Origin of the sequence: Pseudomonas sp. 2848 (genome assembly GCF_003253945.1) — a bacterium.
In the GTDB taxonomy this organism is placed as follows: Bacteria; Pseudomonadota; Gammaproteobacteria; order Pseudomonadales; family Pseudomonadaceae; genus Aquipseudomonas.
Genome location: NZ_QKZD01000002.1, coordinates 510,329 through 529,053, shown reverse-complemented (window position 1 = coordinate 529,053; position 18,725 = coordinate 510,329). Strand labels below are relative to the sequence as shown.

The following is an 18,725-nucleotide window of genomic DNA, read 5'->3' as shown; positions in this document are numbered from 1 at the left end:
CTTACGCCTCCGTCAAGCGTGAGCAGGGTCGATGTCCACTGTCCTTCCCGAAGATTCCGTCGGTCTGGTAACACCGCAGATCGCCCGGTTCGATGAACCGCTGGCCCTGGCCTGTGGCCGCGCCCTGGCCTCGTACGAGCTGATCTACGAAACCTATGGCACCCTCAACAGCAGCGCCAGCAATGCCGTGCTGATCTGCCATGCGCTGTCCGGCCACCATCATGCCGCTGGCTACCATGCCGCCACCGACCGCAAGCCGGGCTGGTGGGACAGCTGCATCGGCCCCGGCAAGCCGATCGACACCAACCGCTTCTTCGTGGTCAGCCTGAACAACCTCGGCGGTTGCAATGGCAGCACCGGCCCCAGCAGCCTCAACCCGGCCACCGGCAAGCCCTACGGCGCCGATTTCCCGGTACTGACCGTGGAAGACTGGGTGCACAGCCAGGCGCGCCTGGCCGATCGCCTGGGGATCCATACCTGGGCCGCCATCGTCGGCGGCAGCCTGGGTGGCATGCAGGCGCTGCAATGGACCATCACCTACCCGGATCGGGTGCGCCATTGCGTGGACATCGCCTCGGCGCCCAAGCTGTCGGCGCAGAACATCGCCTTCAACGAAGTGGCGCGCCAGGCCATCCTCACCGACCCCGAGTTCCACGGCGGCTCGTTCCAGGACCAGGGCGTGATCCCCAAGCGCGGCCTGATGCTGGCGCGCATGGTCGGCCACATCACCTACCTGTCCGACGACTCAATGGGCGAAAAATTCGGCCGCGAGCTCAAGAGCGACAAGCTCAACTACGACTTCCACAGCGTCGAATTCCAGGTCGAGAGCTACCTGCGCTACCAGGGCGAGGAATTCTCCGGCCGCTTCGACGCCAACACCTACCTGCTGATGACCAAGGCCCTGGACTATTACGACCCGGCCGCCGCCCACGGCGGTGACCTGGCGGCAACCCTGGCCCACGTCACGGCGGACTACTGCATCATGTCGTTCACCACCGACTGGCGCTTCTCGCCGGCCCGTTCACGGGAGATCGTCGACGCCCTGATGGCCGCGCGCAAGAACGTCTGCTACCTGGACATCGACTCGCCTTACGGCCACGACGCCTTCCTCATCCCGACCCCCCGCTACATGCAGGGTTTCGCCAACTACATGAACCGCATCGCCGTCTGAGGACCCCATGAGAGCCGACCTGGAAATCATCCAAGACTGGATCCCCGCCGGCAGCCGGGTACTCGACCTGGGCTGCGGCAACGGCGAACTGCTGGCCTCGCTGCGTGAACGCAAGAACGTCACCGGCTACGGCCTGGAGATCGACGCCGACAACATCGCCGCCTGCGTGGCCAAGGGCGTCAACGTCATCGAACAGGACCTGGACAAGGGCCTGGGCAACTTCGCCAGCAACAGCTTCGACGTGGTGGTCATGACCCAGGCCCTGCAGGCCGTGGAGTACCCCGACCGGATCCTCGACGAAATGCTGCGGGTGGGCCGCCAGTGCATCATCACCTTCCCCAACTTTGGTCACTGGCGCTGCCGCTGGTACCTGGCGACCAAGGGTCGCATGCCAGTCTCGGACTTCATGCCGTATACCTGGTACAACACGCCGAACATCCACTTCTGCACCTTCGAGGACTTCGAGAACCTGTGCCATGAGCGCAAGGCCAAGGTCCTCGACCGCCTTGCCGTCGACCACCTGCACCGTAACGGGTTGGGCGGCCGGCTTTGGCCTAATCTTCTAGGTGAGATCGGTATCTATCGGGTCAGCAGCCCGGGCCTGCAGGAGCATCAGCTCGCGGTCTGACCCTCAACGGAGGAATGGCATCATGCGTCGACTAGCACTGTTTCTGATCAGCCTGTGCCTGGCCTTGCCGGTACTGGCTGCCGATGCCGCCAGGCCCGAGCGCAAGGAAGTGTTCGGTGATGTGACGGTCCACTACAGCGCCTTCACCTCAAGCATGCTGCAACCCGACATCGCTGCCGCCACGGGCCTGACCCGCAGCAAGAACCAGGGCGTGCTCAACATCGCCGTGCTCAAGGCCGGCAAGCCCGCGATGGCGGTAGTCAGCGGCACAGTGAAAGATCTCACCGGGCGCAGCAGTCCGTTGTCGTTCAAGCAGATTACCGATCAGGGTGCGGTGTACTACATCGCACAGTTCAAGATCGACCAGGCCGAGACCGTCACCTTCGACCTCAACGTCGAGAGCGGCGGCGTCAGCAATAAACTCAGCTTCAACCAGGAAGTGTTCCCAGGCGAATGATGAATTTCCAGCAACTCGTATTGGCCAGCCATAACGCCGGCAAACTCAAGGAACTGCAGGCCATGCTCGGCGAGTCCGTGAACCTGCGCTCGATTGGTGAATTCAGCCAGGTTGAGCCGGAGGAGACCGGCCTGTCGTTCGTCGAGAACGCCATCCTCAAGGCGCGCAACGCCGCGCGCATTTCCGGCCTGCCGGCCCTGGCCGACGACTCGGGCCTGGCGGTGGACTTCCTCGGCGGCGCGCCGGGTATCTACTCGGCGCGCTATGCCGACGGCAAGGGCGACGCGGCGAACAACGCCAAGCTGCTCGATGCGCTCAGGGACGTGCCTGAAGGCCAGCGCGGCGCGCAGTTCGTCTGCGTTCTGGCCCTGGTGCGGCACGCCGACGACCCGCTGCCGATCCTCTGCGAAGGCCTGTGGCACGGCAGCATCCTGTTCGAGGCCAGCGGCGAACACGGCTTCGGCTACGACCCGCTGTTCTGGGTGCCGGAACGCAAATGCTCCAGCGCCGACCTTGACCCTGTCGACAAGAACCAACTCAGCCACCGCGCCCGCGCCATGGCCCTGCTGCGTCAGCGCCTGGGCCTGGCATGAGCGAAAAGCTGTTGGTACAGCCGGCGGGCCTGATCCTTCCCGAACTCCCGCCGCTGTCACTCTATATCCATATTCCCTGGTGCGTGCGCAAATGCCCGTACTGCGACTTCAACTCGCACCAGGCCGGCCCGACCCTGCCGGAAGCCGAGTACATCGACGCCCTGCTCGCCGACCTCGACCAGGAAATGCATGCCGTGCAGGGCCGTCCGATCAGCACGATCTTCTTCGGCGGCGGCACCCCGAGCCTGTTCAGCGCCGACGCGCTTGGGCGCCTGCTGCGCGGTATCGAGCAACGCATCCCGTTCGCCCCGGACATCGAGATCACCCTCGAGGCCAACCCGGGTACCTTCGAGCAGGAGAAGTTCAAGGCCTACCGTCAGACCGGCATCAATCGGCTGTCCATCGGCGTGCAGAGTTTCCAGCCCGCCAAGCTCGAACGACTCGGGCGCATCCACAATGGCGCCGAAGCGGTGCGCGCCGCCGATATGGCCCGCGCCGCGGGCTTCGACAACTTCAACATGGACCTGATGCACGGCTTGCCAGACCAGTCGCTCGACGACGCCTTGGGCGACCTGCGCCAGGCCATCGAGCTGGCGCCGACGCACCTGTCCTGGTACCAGCTGACGGTGGAACCCAACACGGTGTTCTGGAACCAGCCGCCTGAGCTGCCCGAGGACGACATCCTCTGGGATATCCAGGAAGCCGGCCAGGCGCTGATGGCGGACCACGGCTACCGCCAGTATGAAGTCTCGGCCTACGCCCAAGCCGGTCGTGCTGCGCGGCACAACCTGAACTACTGGCGCTTCGGCGACTTCATCGGCATCGGTGCCGGCGCCCATGGCAAGCTGTCGTTCCCGGACGGGCGCATCCTACGCACCTGGAAGACCCGCCTGCCCAAGGACTACCTGAACCCGTCCAAGCCGTTCAAGGCCGGCGAGAAGCTGTTGCCGGCCGATGAGCTACCCTTCGAGTTCCTGATGAACGCGCTGCGCCTCACCGACGGAGTTGATGCCGAGCTGTTCAACCTGCGTACCGGCCTGCCTCTTGCACAACTGGCCGAAGCCCGCCGTGAAGCCGAACAAAAAGGCCTTTTGCGGGTCGAACCGGATCGTCTGGCCGCCACGCCACGCGGCCAGCTGTTCCTCAACGACCTGCTGCAGTACTTCTTGAATTAAGGATGACCCATGGACCTGGTACTTGACCTGCTCTCGACCGTTTCCCGCTGGAGCCGCAGCAACCTCTCAGAGATTTCGCTGGCCCTGGTGGGCTGCCTGCTGGTGCTGTTCGGCACCGATATCAAAGGCTGGGTCGAGGGGCGCCTGGGCGGCCTGGCCGGCGCCCTGCGCGTGCCATTCATGGCACTGCTGGTGATGATCGGCAGCGGCGCGGCGCTGATCTATGCAACTCCGTGGATCGTCAAGGGGCTGGGGCAGTTCAACAACTATGCGCTGGCACCGGTGCTGCTGGTGGTGCTGGTTTTGATCGGCGTGGTCGCTGATCGGCGGGGGTGAGCGTCCGCTAAAAGCCGCCCTGGCAGGCCAGGGCGGCTTCTCACCCGACTAACCCCTTAACGGGCATCGTCGAAGTGATCACGCAGGAAGTCCCTGACGGTCCTGAAAATGATCAGGATCCGAATGAGCTTCCAGACGCGGCTCAGCGTATTCAGCAAACGCTTCATATGCCTTGGCCTCCGTGCTGGCTGGGCCAATCTTCCAGCGTCTGACCGGCACTTCGACGCCTTCGGTGATCATGTGGGTTATCGCCAGTGAAGTGGCCAGGTGGATGGCCCTTCGAAAATCACACCGGCGCGGTTCGTAGGCCGCGTCGAAGGGGCCGAGACAGCAAAGTCATTGGTTTCCCGGCCCGCCACTGGATATCCTCACATGAGAGCGCAGCGATCTTACGACAATCGAAAGTTCAAGACTGTTACCAGCTCAGTCACAGATAATGCCGAATATTTCCATGATTGACGCTGTTTTGAGGCTGCCCTAATATTTCACCCGTGGGTTGTCTCCAGTGAAACCAAAGTACGCAGGCCAAGGATTCGTAACCCAAAGCCCGCATAAAAAAACCGCCCTTGCCAAGGCGGTTTTTTTGTACCTGCAATTTCGCAGGTTTGAAGGGCAGCACCGAACGAACCCGGCTCAGCTCACCTTCTCGAACTTCAGATCCCACACCCCATGCCCAAGGCGCTCACCGCGACGCTCGAACTTGGTGATCGGACGTTCTTCCGGACGCGGCACGTAGGCGCCATCAGCCGCCTGGTTGCGATAGCCTGGCGCCACTTTCATTACTTCAAGCATGTGCTCGGCATAGGGCTCCCAGTCGGTGGCCATATGGAACACACCGCCGACTTTCAGCTTGCTGCGCACCAGCTCGGCGAACTCCGGCTGAACGATCCGGCGCTTGTGGTGACGCGCCTTGTGCCAAGGATCGGGGAAGAACAACATCAGACGGTCAAGGCTGTTGTCCGCCACGCACCGGTTGAGCACTTCGATGGCATCGCAGTCGTACACCCGCAGGTTCTTCAGCCCCTGTGTCAGCACGCCATTGAGCAGCGCGCCGACACCCGGGCGGTGCACTTCGACACCAATGAAGTCCAGCTCAGGCGATGCGGCAGCCATTTCCAGCAACGAGTGGCCCATGCCGAAGCCGATCTCCAGGGTGCGCGGTGCCGAACGGCCGAACACCCGATCATAGTCCACCGGGCTGTCGGCCAGCGGCAGGATGAACTGCGGGCCGCCCTGGTCCAGGCCGCGCTGCTGGCCTTCGGTCATGCGCCCAGCGCGCATCACGAAGCTCTTGATACGGCGGTGCGGGCGGGTTTCGCCGTCTTCGGAGATCGGCGTTTCTTGCGATTCAGTCATCAGGAGCTCTTACTTGATCAGACCATCCAGCGGCGAAGAGGCGCTGGCATAGAGTTTTTTCGGCATGCGGCCGGCCAGGTAGGCCATGCGACCGGCAACGATGGCGTGTTTCATGGCTTCGGCCATCAGTACGGGCTGCTGGGCATGGGCAATGGCCGAGTTCATCAGCACCGCTTCGCAACCCATTTCCATGGCGATGGTGGCGTCGGAGGCGGTACCCACGCCGGCATCGACCAGCACCGGCACCTTGGATTCCTCCAGGATGATCTGCAGGTTGTACGGGTTGCAGATGCCAAGGCCGGTGCCGATCAGGCCGGCCAGCGGCATGACGGCGATACAGCCGGCTTCGGCCAGCTGACGGGCGATGATCGGGTCATCGCTGGTGTAGACCATCACATCGAAACCTTCCTTGACCAGCACTTCGGCGGCCTTGAGGGTTTCGATCACATTGGGGAACAGGGTTTTCTGGTCGGCCAGCACTTCCAGCTTCACCAGCGTCCTGGACTCATGGGACTTGCGGCCATCGAGCAGTTCACGGGCCAGGCGGCAGGTGCGCACCGCTTCCGTCGCATCGAAGCAACCGGCGGTGTTCGGCAGGATGGTGTACTTGTCTGGCGACAGCACGTCGAGCAGGTTCGGCTCACCCGCGTTCTGGCCCAGGTTGGTACGGCGCACGGCGACGGTGACGATCTCGGCACCCGAGGCCTCGGTGGCCAGGCGGGTTTCTTCCATGTCACGGTACTTGCCGGTGCCGACCAGCAGGCGCGACTGGAAAGTGCGCCCGGCCAGGATGAAGGGCTTGTCGCTGCGAACGTTGCTCATCGTTGTTCCTCAGGAAAGATTGCGGGACTTTGCTGGCGAGGTTTCAGGGGCGGTTAGCCGCCACCGATGGCGTGGACCACCTCGACCTGGTCGCCGTCCTTGAGCTGCGTGCTCTCGTGCTGGCTGCGCGGCACGATGTCCAGGTTCAGTTCCACCGCCACCCGGCGACCGGCCAGCTCCAGCCGGCCCAGCAGCGCCGCGACGCTCTCGCCCGCGGGCAGTTCGTAAGGTTCACCGTTCAATTGAATGCGCATGCGCACGGCCACCATTGTTCTTTGGGGGCCCGCATTCTAGCCCCGATCCGCCCTGCAACCCAAGGGCGACAAACGCCATTAGTCGCGATTGTGGACCGACCGGTCAGCCCAGCCGCCAGGCGGCCAGCCCCAGGCATAACCAGCCAGCAAGGAAGCACAGGCCGCCCAGCGGGGTGATCATGCCGAGCTTGCCCAGGCCGCTGAGCGTGAGGGCGTAGAGGCTACCGGAGAACAGCAGGATACCCACGGCGAACAAGCCACCGGCCCAGCCGACCAGGCGCCCGGGCAAGTGCGCCGACAGCACCGCCACGCCCAGGATCGCCAGGGCATGCACCAGTTGATAGGTGACACCGGTATGGAAGATCGCCAGGTAGTCGGTGCTGAGGCGGTTTTTCAAGCCATGGGCGGCGAAGGCGCCTAGGGCAACGCCGGTAAAGCCGAAGAACGCGGCGAGCATCAGGAAGCTGCGAAGCATGGGACGACTCCTCGGGAGGGGTCTGTATAATGGCCCGTTCCAACGGTCCGGCCAAGCCATCACCATGCTGTCATCCCTTCTTCGCCGCCTTTCCCGCGCCCTGCTCTGGTTCGCAGCTGGCAGCATCGCCGTGGTCCTGGTGTTGCGCTGGGTGCCGCCGCCCGGCACCGCGCTGATGGCCGAGCGCAAGGTGCAGTCATGGGCCAGCGGCGAGCCGATCGACCTGCAACGTGACTGGACGCCGTGGGAGGGAATCTCCGACGAGCTCAAGGTGGCGGTCATCGCCGGCGAAGACCAGAAGTTCGCCAGCCACTGGGGCTTCGATATCCCGGCAATACAGGCGGCGCTGGCCTACAACGAGCGCGGCGGCAAGGTGCGTGGCGCCAGCACGCTGACCCAGCAAGTGGCCAAGAACCTGTTCCTGTGGTCTGGCCGCAGCTGGCTGCGCAAGGGGCTGGAAGCCTGGTTCACCGCACTGATCGAGCTGTTCTGGTCGAAGGAGCGGATACTCGAGGTGTATCTGAACAGTGCCGAATGGGGCAAGGGCGTGTTCGGTGCCCAGGCGGCGGCGCGTTATCACTTCGGCGTGGATGCGAGCCGCCTGACGCGACAACAGGCCGCACAGCTCGCGGCGGTGCTGCCAAGCCCGCTCAAGTGGAGTGCCAGCCGGCCCAGCGCCTATGTGGCGAGCCGGGCGGGATGGATCAGGCGGCAGATGAGCCAGCTGGGTGGGCCGAGCTACTTGATGCAGCTCAGGCCCTGAGCTGCCAAGCCCGCAACAGGTCCGGGACAATCAACACAAAAAAGCCGCTGTCTCTTTCGAGAGCAGCGGCTTTTCAATCCAGCCAGGGCGCCGATCAGATCGTGATCAATGCCTTGACCTTGTTCATCGCGTTCTTCTCCAGCTGGCGAATACGCTCGGCCGACACACTGTACTTCTCTGCCAACTCATGCAGCGTGGCCTTTTCTTCGGCCAGCCAACGCTGGTAGAGGATGTCGCGGCTGCGATCATCCAGGCCCTGCAGCGCTTCATGCAGGTTGCTGGTGGAGTTGTCGCTCCAGTCAGCGTCCTCCAGTTGCACGGCCGGGTTGTAACGGTGGTCTTCCAGGTAGTGCGCAGGCGACTGGAAGGCGCTGTCGTCGTCGGCTTCCGCCGCCGGGTCGAAGGCCATGTCCTGGCCGCTCAAGCGGCTTTCCATCTCGCGCACTTCACGCGGCTCGACACCCAGGCTCTCGGCCACGCGATGCACTTCGTCATTGTTCAACCAGGCGAGGCGTTTCTTCTGGCTGCGCAGGTTGAAGAACAGCTTGCGCTGGGCCTTGGTGGTGGCCACCTTGACGATGCGCCAGTTGCGCAGGATGAACTCGTGGATCTCGGCCTTGATCCAGTGTACGGCGAAGGACACCAGACGCACGCCCATTTCCGGGTTGAAGCGCTTTACCGCCTTCATCAGGCCCACGTTGCCTTCCTGGATCAGGTCGGCCTGGGCCAGCCCGTAGCCCGCATAGCTACGCGCGATGTGTACGACGAAACGCAGGTGGGCCATCACCATTTGCCGAGCGGCCTCGAGATCCTGCTCGTAATAGAGACGCTCGGCCAGTTCACGCTCCTGCTCCGGCGTCAGCAAGGGGATGCTGTTGACCGTGTGCACATAGGCTTCCAGGTTTGCACCGGGAACCAGGGCATAGGCAGGTTGCAACGAATTGGTCATTCAAGTACCTCCGGCTTACAGACTCATGCCTTTTGGGCACTGCCAGCATAGACAAGGAACCGTTGTACAAGTTCCAGAATGAAAAATTTGTCAATACTGGCCATGAAACATTTATCGCGGTGCAAGCTCGTTCAGGTGACGAGCGACTGCGATCCATGCACCGATATACCCCAACAGTACCGCCCCGATCAAGAGTGAAAAGCCATCCGAGGCCGGTACGCCACCCAGGGCGAAATCACTGCCATAAAGGCCGGAAAGCCCGACCACCGCGTCGTTCAGCCAGTTCAGGCCGAACGCCAGGATGCCCCAGGCCAGCACGCCCGCACCCAGTCCATACAGGGCGCCCATGTACAGGAAAGGCCGGCGTACGTAGCTGTCGGTGCCACCGACGAGCTTGATCACTTCGATCTCGACCCGGCGGTTTTCGATATGTAGACGAATTGTGTTACCGATTACTAACAGCAGCGCGGAAATCAGCATCACCGCCAGGCCGAAGACGAACCGGTCACCCAGCTTGAGAATCGCCGCCAGACGCTCGACCCACACCAGGTCCAGCTGCGCCGCTTCCACGCGAGGTAGCTCGGAGAGGCGCTGACGCAAGGCTTCCAGGGCCGGCTTGTCGACCTCGGTCGGGGTCACCACCACCACGCCGGGCAGTGGGTTGTCCGGCAGTTCACGCAACGCCTCGCCCAGGCCTGACTGTTGCTGGAACTCTTCCAGGGCCTGCTCGCGGCTGACGTATTGGGCCTCCGCGACGCCCGGCATGCCTTTGATCTCGTCACGCAGGGCCTCCCCGTCGCGGCTGCTGGCATCGAGCTTGAGGTACAGCGAGATCTGCGCCGCGCGCTGCCAGGAGCCGCCGAGTTTCTCGACATTCTTGAGCAACAACGACAGGCCCATGGGCATGCTCAGCGCCACGGCCATCACCAGGCAGGTGAAGAAACTGCCGATCGGCTGCTTGCCCAGGCGGCGCAAGCTGTCGGCCAAACTGGCACGGTGGCTTTCCAGCCAGGCGTGCAGGAGGCTGCGGAAGTCCGGGCCATCGTCATCGTGATCGCCACGTTTCTTCTTCGACGGCTGCGGATCGGCGGCTTTCGGCGCGACCCGCTCGGAAACCTTTGGTGTACGTGTGGTGCTCATTGCCCGGCCTCCCCATCGCCGATCAAGCGGCCGCGTTGCAGCGTCAGCATGCGGTGGCGCATGCGCGCGATCAGCGCCAGGTCGTGACTGGCGATCAGTACCGTGGTGCCCAGGCGGTTGATGTCCTCGAACACGCCCATGATCTCAGCGGCCAGGCGCGGGTCGAGGTTACCGGTGGGTTCATCCGCCAGCAGCAGGGCCGGCTGATGCACGATGGCCCGGGCAATGCCGACTCGCTGTTGCTGGCCGGTGGACAGGTCGGCCGGGAACAGCTCGCCCTTGTCGCTCAGCGACACACGCTCCAGCGCCGAGTCGACGCGTTTGGCGATCTCGGCCTTGGACAGCCCGAGAATCTGCAACGGCAGGGCGATGTTGTTGAACACCGTGCGGTCGAACAGCAACTGGTGGTTCTGGAACACCACGCCGATCTGCCGACGCAGGAACGGGATCTGCGCGTTGCTGATCTGGCCCAGGTCCTGCCCGGCCAGCAGCAGCTTGCCGCTGGTCGGACGCTCCATGGCCAGCAGCAGCCGCAGCAGGGTGCTCTTGCCGGCGCCGGAGTGGCCGGTGACGAACAGGAACTCGCCACGACGCGCCCGGAAGCTCAGTTCGTGCAGGCCGACATGGCCGTTGGGATAGCGCTTGGCTACCTGTTCGAATCGGATCATGAAGGTTCACGCTCGGCGAACAGCGCCTTGACGAAAGGTTCGGCTTCGAAGGTGCGCAGGTCGTCGATACCCTCGCCCACACCGATGAAGCGGATCGGGATGTTGAACTGCTTGGCCAGGGCGAAGATCACGCCGCCCTTGGCGGTACCATCCAGCTTGGTCAGGGCCAGGCCGGTCAGCTCGACGCTCTGGTTGAAGTACTTGGCCTGGCTGATGGCGTTCTGTCCGGTGCCAGCATCGAGCACCAGCAGCACCTCGTGCGGCGCCTCGACATCTAGCTTGCCCATGACCCGACGGACCTTCTTCAGCTCTTCCATCAGGTTGTCCTTGGTGTGCAGACGACCAGCGGTATCGGCGATCAGCACATCGACGTTACGGGCCTTGGCGGCCTGCACCGCATCGAAGATCACCGAAGCCGAGTCGGCACCGGTGTGCTGGGCAATCACCGGGATCTGGTTACGCTCGCCCCACACCTGCAACTGCTCTACCGCGGCGGCGCGGAAGGTGTCGCCGGCCGCGAGCATGACTTTCTTGCCCTCAAGCTGCAGCTTCTTCGCCAGCTTGCCGATGGTGGTGGTCTTGCCAGCCCCGTTCACGCCAACCACAAGGATCACGTAGGGCTTTTTCTGCGCCTCGATCTTCAGCGGCTGCTCGACCGGGCGCAGCAGCGCGGCCAGTTCTTCCTGCAGCGATTTGTACAGCGCATCGGCGTCTGCCAACTGCTTGCGGGCAACTTTCTGGGTCAGGTTCTGGACGATGGTCGAGGTGGCCTCTACGCCGACGTCGGCGGTCAGCAACCGGGTCTCGATTTCATCGAGCAGGTCGTCGTCGATGACCTTCTTGCCGAGGAACAGGCTGGCCATGCCTTCGCCGATGCTGGCGCTGGTCTTCGACAGGCCCTGCTTGAGGCGGGCGAAGAAACCAGGTTTGGCCGGCTCGGCGGCCGCCACGACGACAGGCTCTGGGTCGACTGGAGCCGACGCAACGACCGGCGCGGTTTCGACAACCGGTGCTGGAGCGACAATGGCAGCGGCTACCGTTTCGACGGACGGCCGGGCGGGGATGACGGGCGGCGCCTTGGGTTCCAGGTCCTCGACCAATGCCACCGGCTCTTCAGCGACAGGCAAGACCAGGTTGCTGACCGGGGCCGCGGTCACTTCGACCTCGACCGGTTGCAGCATTGCAACCACCGGCTCTGGCGCGAGCTCCGGCTGCGGTGCAGCAACCACCGGCTCTGGCACGGGCTCCGGCTGCGGCGCTACAACCACCGGCTCTGGCACAGGCTCCGGCTGCGGCGCTACAACCACCGGTTCTGGCACGGGCTCCAGCTGCGGCGTGGCAACCACCGGTTCAGGAACAGGTGCCTGCGACGGCTCGGCAACCGGTGCGGTCTGCTCGACGGGCGCTTGCGGTGCAGGGGCTTGCGGCTGTTCGGCGGCAGGTTGTTCCGGCTTCTTGCGGAACCAGCTGAACAGGCCTTTCTTCTCGCCAGCCGCGGCCGGCGCTTTTTTGTCGTCGTTGGAACCAAACATGGAAGACGGCTATCTCAGGGTAGCGATGGGCCAGCAGCGGCGCATCGGGAATTCTTAACTCACGCAGAACAGACTACTGGGAAGCCAGCGGGTTCATGCGCAACGTTTTGTCGTAAGGGCCTGCAGGCCAGAACGGCGACAGGCATGGTCGCCAGGCAACCGGATCAGTATCCTAGCACCTCCTGGCCCGCCGACGCTAAACCCAAGCGGGCCGCCGAACAGGTTGAACACCGTATGAATGCTCTAGCCCGCCGCGCCGCTGGCCTGTTGCTCGGCACGCTGTGCCTGCCGCTGGCGGCTTTCGCCGCCGATGTGCAACCCACCCACGAATTCATCCTCGACAACGGCCTGAAAGTGGTCGTGCGCGAGGACCACCGGGCGCCGGTGGTGGTTTCGCAGATCTGGTACAAGGTCGGTTCCAGCTACGAGACGCCGGGCCAGACCGGCCTGTCCCATGCCCTGGAACACATGATGTTCAAGGGCAGCGCCAAGATCGGCCCCGGAGAGGCCTCGCGCATCCTGCGCGATCTCGGCGCCGAGGAAAACGCCTTCACCAGCGACGACTACACCGCCTACTACCAGGTGCTGGCCCGCGATCGCCTGCCGGTGGCCCTGGAGCTCGAAGCCGACCGCCTGGCCAGCCTGCGCCTGCCAGCCGACGAATTCAGCCGTGAGATCGAGGTGATCAAGGAAGAGCGCCGCCTGCGTACCGACGACCAGCCCAACGCCAAGGCCTTCGAGCTATTCCGCGCCATGGCCTACCCGGCCAGCGGCTACCACACGCCGACCATCGGCTGGATGGCCGACCTCGAGCGCATGAAGGTCGAGGAACTGCGTCACTGGTACGAGTCCTGGTACGCCCCGAACAACGCCACCCTGGTGGTGGTCGGCGACGTCAAGCCGGACGAGGTCAGGGCCTTGGCGCAGAAGTACTTCGGCCCCATCCCCAAACGCGCCGTGCCGCCGAGCAAACTGCCGCTGGAACTGGCCGAGCCGGGCCAGCGCCTGCTCACCCTGCACCTGCGTACGCAACTGCCCAGCCTGATCTACGGCTTCAATGTCCCGGCCCTGGCCACCGCCAAGGACCCACGCAGCGTCAACGCCCTGCGGCTGATCTCGGCCCTGCTCGACGGCGGCTATAGCGCCCGCATGCCGGCACGCCTGGAGCGCGGCCAGGAACTGGTGGCCGGTGCCTCGTCCAGCTACAACGCCTTCACCCGCGGCGACAGCCTGTTCATGATCTCGGCCACACCCAACGTGCAGAAACACAAGACCCTGGCCGAAGTAGAGAAAGGTATCTGGCAGTTGCTCGACGAGCTCAAGACCACGCCACCGACCGCCGAAGAGCTCGAGCGCGTACGCGCGCAGGTAATCGCCGGCCTGGTCTACGACCGCGACTCGATCAGCAGCCAGGCCACCACCATCGGCCAACTGGAGACGGTCGGCCTGTCCTGGAAGCTGATCGACAGCGAACTCGACGACCTCAAGCGCGTGACCCCGGAGGACATCCAGGCCGCCGCCCGCACCTATTTCACCCGCGAACGCCTGAGCGTTGCCCATGTACTGCCCGAGGAGTCCGCTCATGAGTGATCGCAGCGCACCCCGTTACACTATGTTCGGCCTGGCGATCATCGTGCTGGTGGTGGCCATCGCCGCGCTGCTGGCGCGCCCTGCCCAGTCCGACAGCCAAAGCCAGGCCGACGCCGCGGCACGCCCGGCCAACACCCTGCAATCGCTGGCCGAACTGGACGGCAAGGCCCCCAACCGACGCCAGTTGAACATCCAGCACTGGACCACTGCCGAAGGCGCCCGGGTGCTGTTCGTCGAGGCCCGTGAGCTGCCGATGTTCGACCTGCGCGTGACCTTCGCCGCCGGCAGCAGCCAGGACGGCGGTACCCCGGGCCTGGCCACCCTGACCAACGCCATGCTCAACGAGGGCGTGGCCGGCAAGGACGTCACCGCCATTGCCGAAGGCTTCGAAGGCCTGGGCGCCGACTTCGGCAACGGTTCCTACCGCGACATGGCCGTGGCCTCGCTACGCAGCCTCAGCGCCACGGAAAAACGCGAGCCGGCGTTGGAACTGTTCACCGAGGTGGTGGGCCAGCCGACCTTCCCCGAGGACGCCCTCAAGCGCATCAAGAACCAGTTGCTGGCGGGCTTCGAGTACGAGAAGCAGAACCCGGGCAAGATTGCCGGCAAGACGCTGTTCGCGAATCTCTATGGCCAGCACCCCTATGCCAGCCCCAGCGACGGTACCGCCGAGTCCATTCCGGGCATCACCCTGGCCCAGCTGCGCACCTTCCACGGCAAGGCCTACGCCGCCGGCAACGCGGTGATCGCCCTGGTCGGCGACCTCAGCCGCGGCGAAGCCGAGGCCATCGCCGCGCAGGTCTCCACCGGCCTGCCCAAGGGCGCTGCACTGGCCAAGCCGGAGCAACCGGTCGAGCCCAAGCCGGGGATTACGCATATCGACTTCCCGTCCAAGCAGACTCACCTGATGCTGGCCGAGCTGGGCATCGACCGCAACGACCCGGACTGGCCGGCCCTGTCGCTGGGCAACCAGATCCTCGGCGGTGGCGCATTCGGCACCCGCCTGATGAGCGAGGTTCGCGAGAAACGCGGACTGACGTACGGCGTGTACTCGGTCTTCAGCCCGATGCAGGTGCGCGGCCCGTTCATGATCAACCTGCAGACCCGGGCCGAACTCAGCGAGGGCACGCTCAAGCTGGTTCAGGATATTCTGGCCGACTACCTGAAGAGCGGCCCGACCCAGCAGGAACTGGACGATGCCAAGCGCGAGCTGGCCGGCAGCTTTCCGCTGTCCAATGCCAGCAACGCCAGCATCGTCGGCCAGCTGGGCGCGATCGGCTTCTACAACCTGCCGCTGAGCTGGCTGGAGGACTTCATGCAACAGTCCCAGGCACTGAGCGTCGAGCAGGTCAAGGCCGCCATGAACAAGCATCTAGCGGCAGACAAGCTGGTGATCGTCACCGTCGGCCCGAAGGTGGCGCAGCAGCCGCTGCCGGCCCCCACTGACAAACCCGCCGAGCAGCCGCTCGGCGTACCGGAGCACTAATGGCAAGACCCAACACCCCCGCGCGCCCGGCACCGGGCGCCAGCAAGGGCCCCGGCCAACTGCGCATCATCGCCGGCGAGTGGCGCAGCCGCCGCCTGGCCGTGCCGGAAGGCGAAGGCCTGCGGCCGACCCCTGATCGCGTGCGCGAAACCCTGTTCAACTGGCTGGCCCCCTACATCGAAGGCGCCCTTGTGCTCGATGCCTTCACCGGCAGCGGCGCGCTGGTGCTCGAAGCGTTGTCCCGTGGCGCGAAGGATGCCGTGGCGCTGGACAGCAACCCTGCGGCCACCACCAACCTCAAGGACAACCTCGAAGTGTTGCGCTGCCCGCGCGGGCAGATCCTGCAGACTGACGCCCTGCGCTACCTGCAAGGCCCGGCCAAGCAACAATTCGACGTGGTGTTCCTCGACCCGCCGTTCCACCAGGATTTGCTGGCCAATACCTGCAACCTGCTGGAGCAGGGCCAGTGGCTGCACGAGCAGGCGTGGATCTATACCGAAAGCGAAGCCGTGCCCTCTTCGCTGCCAATGCCGGGCAACTGGCGCCTGCACCGCGAGAAGAAGACCGGCCAGGTGCATTACGCCCTGTGGCGACGCAAGGCTGGCGATCAATAGCGCAGGCGCGAGGGCGGTGTTTCATGGCACTCTAGGCAGGCACATCACGAGCCGCTCAGCATGCCCAGCCTCACCGCCACCTTCCGCCCGGCCGCCGGGCTGTCCAACCCCCACTTGCAGACATTGTGGGGGCCACTCTGGCGCAAGCTCCCGGACCTGACGCGCAATCGCGAGCGTCTATGGCTGGCGGACGGCGACTTTCTCGACCTCGACTGGCACGGCCCGCACCAGGCCGATGCGCCCTTGGTGCTGGTACTCCACGGCCTGACCGGGTCGTCCAATTCGCCGTATGTCAAAGGCCTGCAACTGGCCCTGCAGGCACGCGGCTGGGCCAGTGTCGCGGTGAACTGGCGCGGCTGCTCGGGCGAACCCAACCTATTGGCGCGCAGCTACCATTCCGGGGCCAGCGAAGACCTGGCCGAAACCATCCGTCACCTGCGGGCGCAGCGGCCGCTGGCGCCGCTGTATGCCGTGGGCTATTCGCTGGGCGGCAATGTGCTGCTCAAGTACCTGGGGGAAAGCGGCGCGGCCAGCCAGCTGGAGGCAGCGGTAGCGGTGTCGGTGCCGTTTCGCCTGGACCAGTGCGCCGACCGTATCGGCCTGGGTTTCTCGAAGGTCTACCAGGCGCATTTCATGCGCCAGATGCTGGCCTACGTGCAGGACAAGCAACAGCACTTCCGCGACAAGGGCCACCATGAAGGGCTGGCCACCCTCGAACGCCTGGGCTCGCTGCGCAACCTGCGCACGTTCTGGGACTTCGATGGCAAGGTGACCGCGCCCCTCAATGGCTTCAGCGATGCCCATGACTACTACCGGCGCGCCTCCAGCCGCTACTACCTGGGCGAGAACCGCACACCGACGCTGATCATCCACGCCAACGATGATCCGTTCGTGTTTGGTCACAGCCTGCCCAATGCCGGTGAGCTGGCGGCACAGACGCAGTTCGAACTGCACAGCCGGGGTGGGCATGTGGGGTTCGTCGAGGGCAGCCTGCGCAATCCGGGGTATTACCTGGAACGAAGGATTCCGCAGTGGCTGATGGAAGGGCGATAGGCCCCCTCCAGGAAGAGGTGAAAGAGGGAATTTGTGGGAGCAGGCTTGTCCCGCGATAGCATCACCAGACCATCACGGGGCAAGCCCGCTCCCACATTACGAATTACTCGCCAGTGGCTATGCCACGCTGTGGATCATTGATCCATTCACTCCACGACCCGGCATACAACCGCCCCAGCGGATAACCCGCCAGCGCCAGGGCAAACAGGTTATGGCAAGCCGTCACGCCAGAGCCGCAATAAGCCACCAGGTCCTCCGGCGCCCGGTCGCCCAGTTTTTCGGCAAAACGCTGTTTCAGTTGGGCGGCCGGCAGGAACCGCCCGTCCGCGCCAAGGTTGTCGGTGAACGCCGCGCACCGGGCGCCAGGGATATGCCCGGCCACCGGGTCGATCGGCTCGACCTCGCCACGGAAACGCGGCAGGCCGCGCGCGTCGATCAAGGTCATCGCGGGGTCGTCCAGGCGCTTGGCCAGGTGGGCGGCATCAATCAGCAGCGCCATGTCCGGCTCACCGCTGAAATTGCCTTCGCGGCGTACCGGCGGGTCCAGGCTCAGCGGCAGGTGAGCGGCGTGCCAGGCCTTCAGGCCGCCATCGAGAATGAACACTGCATCGCGCTTGCCCAGCCAGGCCAGGAGCCACCAGGCACGGGCGGCAAAGGCGCCGGGGCCGTCGTCGTAGAGCACCACCTGGCTGTCGTTGTCCACGCCCCACTCGCGCAGGCGCTCCACCAGCCGCTGCGGGTCGGGCAGCGGGTGGCGGCCTGTGCTGCCCTTGAGCGCCGGCCCGCTCAGGTCGCGTTCGAGGTCGGCGAAGTGCGCCCCGGCAATATGCCCTTCGGCGTAGCTGCGTTGACCGTAGTCGACATCTTCCAAGGCAAACCGGCAGTCGAGGATCACCAGGCCGGGCGCGTCCAGGCGTTCGGCCAGCTGTTGCGGGGTGATCAATTGCGCGAGGGGCATGACAATCTCCTGATGAATGGCTCGAAACCCCGGATCAATGCTCCAGGGCCTGGTTGAACGGGACATGGAACTCAGCGCACAGCGCCTGTACCGCGACACGCGCGGTGGGGGTGACATACCCCAGCTCCAGCACCACCACCTGATAGACGCCGCGCTTGAACGCTTCTTCACCCAGGTGCGCGGAATGCTCGCGGGTGGTGCTGAGAAAACGCACCCAGGAAGTCAGCACGATCCAGGCGTTGATGGTCAGCGACTCCACCTGCGCAGCGTCCATGTTCAGGATGCCGGCCTCGACAAAGCCGCGGTAAATGGCCTGCCCCTGCTGCAGGCAGCGCTGCGAGAAGCGCCGATAGCGGGCCGCCAGTTCCGGGTCGCTGTCGAGCAGGTGCTCGAGGTCGCGGTGCAGGAAGCGGTAGTTCCACATCGCCGCCAGCAGCGCCTTGAGGTAGAAGCGCTTGTCCTCGACGGTGGCGGTGCGGCCCTGGGGCGGGCGCAGAAAACTGTCGACCAGTTCTTCGTACTGATTGAACAGCACGGCGATGATCGCCTGCTTGTTGGGGAAGTGGTAGTACAGGTTGCCGGGCGAGATTTCCATGTGCGCGGCAATGTGATTGGTGCTGACGCAACGCTCGCCCTGCTGGTTGAACAGCTCCAGGCTGCTCTGCACGATGCGCTCTCGGGTCTTCATGCGCGGGGCCATGCTCA

The 18,725-nt window shown here is 64.6% G+C and carries 22 protein-coding genes; 11 read left to right on the top strand and 11 right to left on the bottom strand.

All coding sequences use genetic code 11. The annotated features are described in order from the left end of the window. Positions 1–31 precede the first annotated feature (31 nt). Genes DFS21_RS06455 through DFS21_RS06430 form a run of 6 tightly spaced genes read left to right on the top strand, consistent with a single transcriptional unit; the run spans position 32 to position 4,360 of the window. Positions 32–1,171, top strand: coding sequence for a homoserine O-acetyltransferase (locus DFS21_RS06455; RefSeq protein WP_094011022.1), 1,140 nt, complete (start codon positions 32–34; stop codon positions 1,169–1,171). Positions 1,172–1,178: 7 nt separating this feature from the next. Further along, positions 1,179–1,799 carry a methionine biosynthesis protein MetW gene (gene metW / locus DFS21_RS06450; RefSeq protein ID WP_110697353.1) on the top strand — a complete coding sequence of 207 codons (621 nt, stop codon included), beginning with the start codon at positions 1,179–1,181 and terminating at the stop codon, positions 1,797–1,799. Between the two features lie 22 nt (positions 1,800–1,821). After that, positions 1,822–2,256, top strand: coding sequence for a DUF4426 domain-containing protein (locus DFS21_RS06445; RefSeq protein ID WP_110697351.1), 435 nt, complete (start codon positions 1,822–1,824; stop codon positions 2,254–2,256). Next, positions 2,253–2,849 (top strand): RdgB/HAM1 family non-canonical purine NTP pyrophosphatase, encoded by a 597-nt coding sequence (rdgB, locus tag DFS21_RS06440; RefSeq protein WP_110697349.1) that lies wholly within the window; start codon positions 2,253–2,255, stop codon positions 2,847–2,849. Before DFS21_RS06445 ends, rdgB begins: the two co-directional genes overlap by 4 nt. Then, entirely contained in the window at positions 2,846–4,024 is a 1,179-nt protein-coding gene (gene hemW / locus DFS21_RS06435) for a radical SAM family heme chaperone HemW (RefSeq protein WP_111532001.1), read from the top strand. The genes rdgB and hemW overlap by 4 nt, the downstream gene beginning before the upstream one ends. Before the next feature lie 9 nt (positions 4,025–4,033). Then, the gene (locus DFS21_RS06430) at positions 4,034–4,360 is read left to right on the top strand and encodes a DUF3392 family protein (protein WP_011531731.1); all 327 of its coding nucleotides are present in this window, start codon (positions 4,034–4,036) and stop codon (positions 4,358–4,360) included. A gap of 78 nt (positions 4,361–4,438) precedes the next feature. On the opposite strand, the gene DFS21_RS26605 is transcribed toward DFS21_RS06430, so the two are convergent. From DFS21_RS26605 to DFS21_RS06410, 5 genes are all read right to left on the bottom strand, one after another. Beyond that, positions 4,439–4,600: a hypothetical protein gene (locus tag DFS21_RS26605; protein ID WP_158539545.1), complete on the bottom strand. Its 162-nt coding sequence runs from the start codon at positions 4,598–4,600 to the stop codon at positions 4,439–4,441. A gap of 393 nt (positions 4,601–4,993) precedes the next feature. Next, positions 4,994–5,716 (bottom strand): tRNA (guanosine(46)-N7)-methyltransferase TrmB, encoded by a 723-nt coding sequence (trmB, locus tag DFS21_RS06425; RefSeq protein WP_110697345.1) that lies wholly within the window; start codon positions 5,714–5,716, stop codon positions 4,994–4,996. A gap of 9 nt (positions 5,717–5,725) precedes the next feature. Continuing rightward, positions 5,726–6,538 (bottom strand): thiazole synthase, encoded by an 813-nt coding sequence (locus tag DFS21_RS06420; RefSeq protein WP_046853827.1) that lies wholly within the window; start codon positions 6,536–6,538, stop codon positions 5,726–5,728. Between the two features lie 53 nt (positions 6,539–6,591). Then, on the bottom strand, positions 6,592–6,792 hold the full coding sequence (gene thiS / locus DFS21_RS06415; protein ID WP_038707614.1) for a sulfur carrier protein ThiS: 201 nt from the start codon (positions 6,790–6,792) through the stop codon (positions 6,592–6,594). 103 nt (positions 6,793–6,895) lie between these two features. Beyond that, positions 6,896–7,267 (bottom strand): DUF423 domain-containing protein, encoded by a 372-nt coding sequence (locus DFS21_RS06410; protein ID WP_110697343.1) that lies wholly within the window; start codon positions 7,265–7,267, stop codon positions 6,896–6,898. A gap of 64 nt (positions 7,268–7,331) precedes the next feature. Between DFS21_RS06410 and mtgA the strand changes: the two genes are divergently transcribed. Continuing rightward, positions 7,332–8,030: a monofunctional biosynthetic peptidoglycan transglycosylase gene (gene mtgA / locus DFS21_RS06405; RefSeq protein ID WP_110697341.1), complete on the top strand. Its 699-nt coding sequence runs from the start codon at positions 7,332–7,334 to the stop codon at positions 8,028–8,030. Between the two features lie 94 nt (positions 8,031–8,124). Here the strand turns inward: mtgA and rpoH are convergent, their stop codons facing one another. The 4 genes from rpoH to ftsY all read right to left on the bottom strand — a co-directional run bounded on the left by rpoH (position 8,125) and on the right by ftsY (position 12,319). Beyond that, positions 8,125–8,979: an RNA polymerase sigma factor RpoH gene (rpoH, locus tag DFS21_RS06400; RefSeq protein WP_023630664.1), complete on the bottom strand. Its 855-nt coding sequence runs from the start codon at positions 8,977–8,979 to the stop codon at positions 8,125–8,127. 111 nt (positions 8,980–9,090) lie between these two features. After that, a complete protein-coding gene (gene ftsX / locus DFS21_RS06395; protein WP_111532000.1) occupies positions 9,091–10,119 on the bottom strand; it encodes a permease-like cell division protein FtsX in 1,029 nt (342 codons plus the stop codon). Next, positions 10,116–10,787, bottom strand: a complete 672-nt coding sequence (ftsE, locus tag DFS21_RS06390) for a cell division ATP-binding protein FtsE (protein ID WP_011531723.1) — start codon at positions 10,785–10,787, stop codon at positions 10,116–10,118. Before ftsE ends, ftsX begins: the two co-directional genes overlap by 4 nt. Further along, on the bottom strand, positions 10,784–12,319 hold the full coding sequence (gene ftsY, locus DFS21_RS06385; protein WP_111531999.1) for a signal recognition particle-docking protein FtsY: 1,536 nt from the start codon (positions 12,317–12,319) through the stop codon (positions 10,784–10,786). Before ftsY ends, ftsE begins: the two co-directional genes overlap by 4 nt. A gap of 234 nt (positions 12,320–12,553) precedes the next feature. On the opposite strand from ftsY, the gene DFS21_RS06380 reads away from it, so the two are divergent. The 4 genes from DFS21_RS06380 to DFS21_RS06365 are packed head-to-tail and all read left to right on the top strand — an operon-like array spanning position 12,554 to position 17,062. Further along, positions 12,554–13,909: a pitrilysin family protein gene (locus DFS21_RS06380; protein WP_102681789.1), complete on the top strand. Its 1,356-nt coding sequence runs from the start codon at positions 12,554–12,556 to the stop codon at positions 13,907–13,909. Beyond that, a complete protein-coding gene (locus tag DFS21_RS06375) occupies positions 13,902–15,395 on the top strand; it encodes a pitrilysin family protein (protein ID WP_111531998.1) in 1,494 nt (497 codons plus the stop codon). The genes DFS21_RS06380 and DFS21_RS06375 overlap by 8 nt, the downstream gene beginning before the upstream one ends. Next, positions 15,395–16,009 carry a 16S rRNA (guanine(966)-N(2))-methyltransferase RsmD gene (gene rsmD / locus DFS21_RS06370; protein ID WP_111531997.1) on the top strand — a complete coding sequence of 205 codons (615 nt, stop codon included), beginning with the start codon at positions 15,395–15,397 and terminating at the stop codon, positions 16,007–16,009. The genes DFS21_RS06375 and rsmD overlap by 1 nt, the downstream gene beginning before the upstream one ends. 60 nt (positions 16,010–16,069) lie before the next feature. Then, positions 16,070–17,062, top strand: coding sequence for a hydrolase (locus tag DFS21_RS06365; RefSeq protein WP_111531996.1), 993 nt, complete (start codon positions 16,070–16,072; stop codon positions 17,060–17,062). A gap of 103 nt (positions 17,063–17,165) precedes the next feature. On the opposite strand, the gene DFS21_RS06360 is transcribed toward DFS21_RS06365, so the two are convergent. After that, a complete protein-coding gene (locus DFS21_RS06360; protein ID WP_110697327.1) occupies positions 17,166–18,020 on the bottom strand; it encodes a sulfurtransferase in 855 nt (284 codons plus the stop codon). A 34-nt stretch (positions 18,021–18,054) separates the two neighbouring features. Next, entirely contained in the window at positions 18,055–18,720 is a 666-nt protein-coding gene (locus tag DFS21_RS06355; RefSeq protein ID WP_110697325.1) for a TetR/AcrR family transcriptional regulator, read from the bottom strand. Positions 18,721–18,725: the final 5 nt, after the last annotated feature.

Excerpts from the sequence above, each read along its gene's own strand:
- DFS21_RS06455 (WP_094011022.1), top strand. The coding sequence starts at position 32 with ATGTCCACTGTCCTTCCCGAAGATTCCGTCGGTCTGGTAACACCGCAG.
- metW (WP_110697353.1), top strand. The coding sequence starts at position 1,179 with ATGAGAGCCGACCTGGAAATCATCCAAGACTGGATCCCCGCCGGCAGC.
- DFS21_RS06445 (WP_110697351.1), top strand. The coding sequence starts at position 1,822 with ATGCGTCGACTAGCACTGTTTCTGATCAGCCTGTGCCTGGCCTTGCCG.
- rdgB (WP_110697349.1), top strand. The coding sequence starts at position 2,253 with ATGATGAATTTCCAGCAACTCGTATTGGCCAGCCATAACGCCGGCAAA.
- hemW (WP_111532001.1), top strand. The coding sequence starts at position 2,846 with ATGAGCGAAAAGCTGTTGGTACAGCCGGCGGGCCTGATCCTTCCCGAA.
- DFS21_RS06430 (WP_011531731.1), top strand. The coding sequence starts at position 4,034 with ATGGACCTGGTACTTGACCTGCTCTCGACCGTTTCCCGCTGGAGCCGC.
- DFS21_RS26605 (WP_158539545.1), bottom strand. The coding sequence starts at position 4,600 with ATGATCACCGAAGGCGTCGAAGTGCCGGTCAGACGCTGGAAGATTGGC.
- trmB (WP_110697345.1), bottom strand. The coding sequence starts at position 5,716 with ATGACTGAATCGCAAGAAACGCCGATCTCCGAAGACGGCGAAACCCGC.
- DFS21_RS06420 (WP_046853827.1), bottom strand. The coding sequence starts at position 6,538 with ATGAGCAACGTTCGCAGCGACAAGCCCTTCATCCTGGCCGGGCGCACT.
- thiS (WP_038707614.1), bottom strand. The coding sequence starts at position 6,792 with ATGCGCATTCAATTGAACGGTGAACCTTACGAACTGCCCGCGGGCGAG.
- DFS21_RS06410 (WP_110697343.1), bottom strand. The coding sequence starts at position 7,267 with ATGCTTCGCAGCTTCCTGATGCTCGCCGCGTTCTTCGGCTTTACCGGC.
- mtgA (WP_110697341.1), top strand. The coding sequence starts at position 7,332 with ATGCTGTCATCCCTTCTTCGCCGCCTTTCCCGCGCCCTGCTCTGGTTC.
- rpoH (WP_023630664.1), bottom strand. The coding sequence starts at position 8,979 with ATGACCAATTCGTTGCAACCTGCCTATGCCCTGGTTCCCGGTGCAAAC.
- ftsX (WP_111532000.1), bottom strand. The coding sequence starts at position 10,119 with ATGAGCACCACACGTACACCAAAGGTTTCCGAGCGGGTCGCGCCGAAA.
- ftsE (WP_011531723.1), bottom strand. The coding sequence starts at position 10,787 with ATGATCCGATTCGAACAGGTAGCCAAGCGCTATCCCAACGGCCATGTC.
- ftsY (WP_111531999.1), bottom strand. The coding sequence starts at position 12,319 with ATGTTTGGTTCCAACGACGACAAAAAAGCGCCGGCCGCGGCTGGCGAG.
- DFS21_RS06380 (WP_102681789.1), top strand. The coding sequence starts at position 12,554 with ATGAATGCTCTAGCCCGCCGCGCCGCTGGCCTGTTGCTCGGCACGCTG.
- DFS21_RS06375 (WP_111531998.1), top strand. The coding sequence starts at position 13,902 with ATGAGTGATCGCAGCGCACCCCGTTACACTATGTTCGGCCTGGCGATC.
- rsmD (WP_111531997.1), top strand. The coding sequence starts at position 15,395 with ATGGCAAGACCCAACACCCCCGCGCGCCCGGCACCGGGCGCCAGCAAG.
- DFS21_RS06365 (WP_111531996.1), top strand. The coding sequence starts at position 16,070 with ATGCCCAGCCTCACCGCCACCTTCCGCCCGGCCGCCGGGCTGTCCAAC.
- DFS21_RS06360 (WP_110697327.1), bottom strand. The coding sequence starts at position 18,020 with ATGCCCCTCGCGCAATTGATCACCCCGCAACAGCTGGCCGAACGCCTG.
- DFS21_RS06355 (WP_110697325.1), bottom strand. The coding sequence starts at position 18,720 with ATGGCCCCGCGCATGAAGACCCGAGAGCGCATCGTGCAGAGCAGCCTG.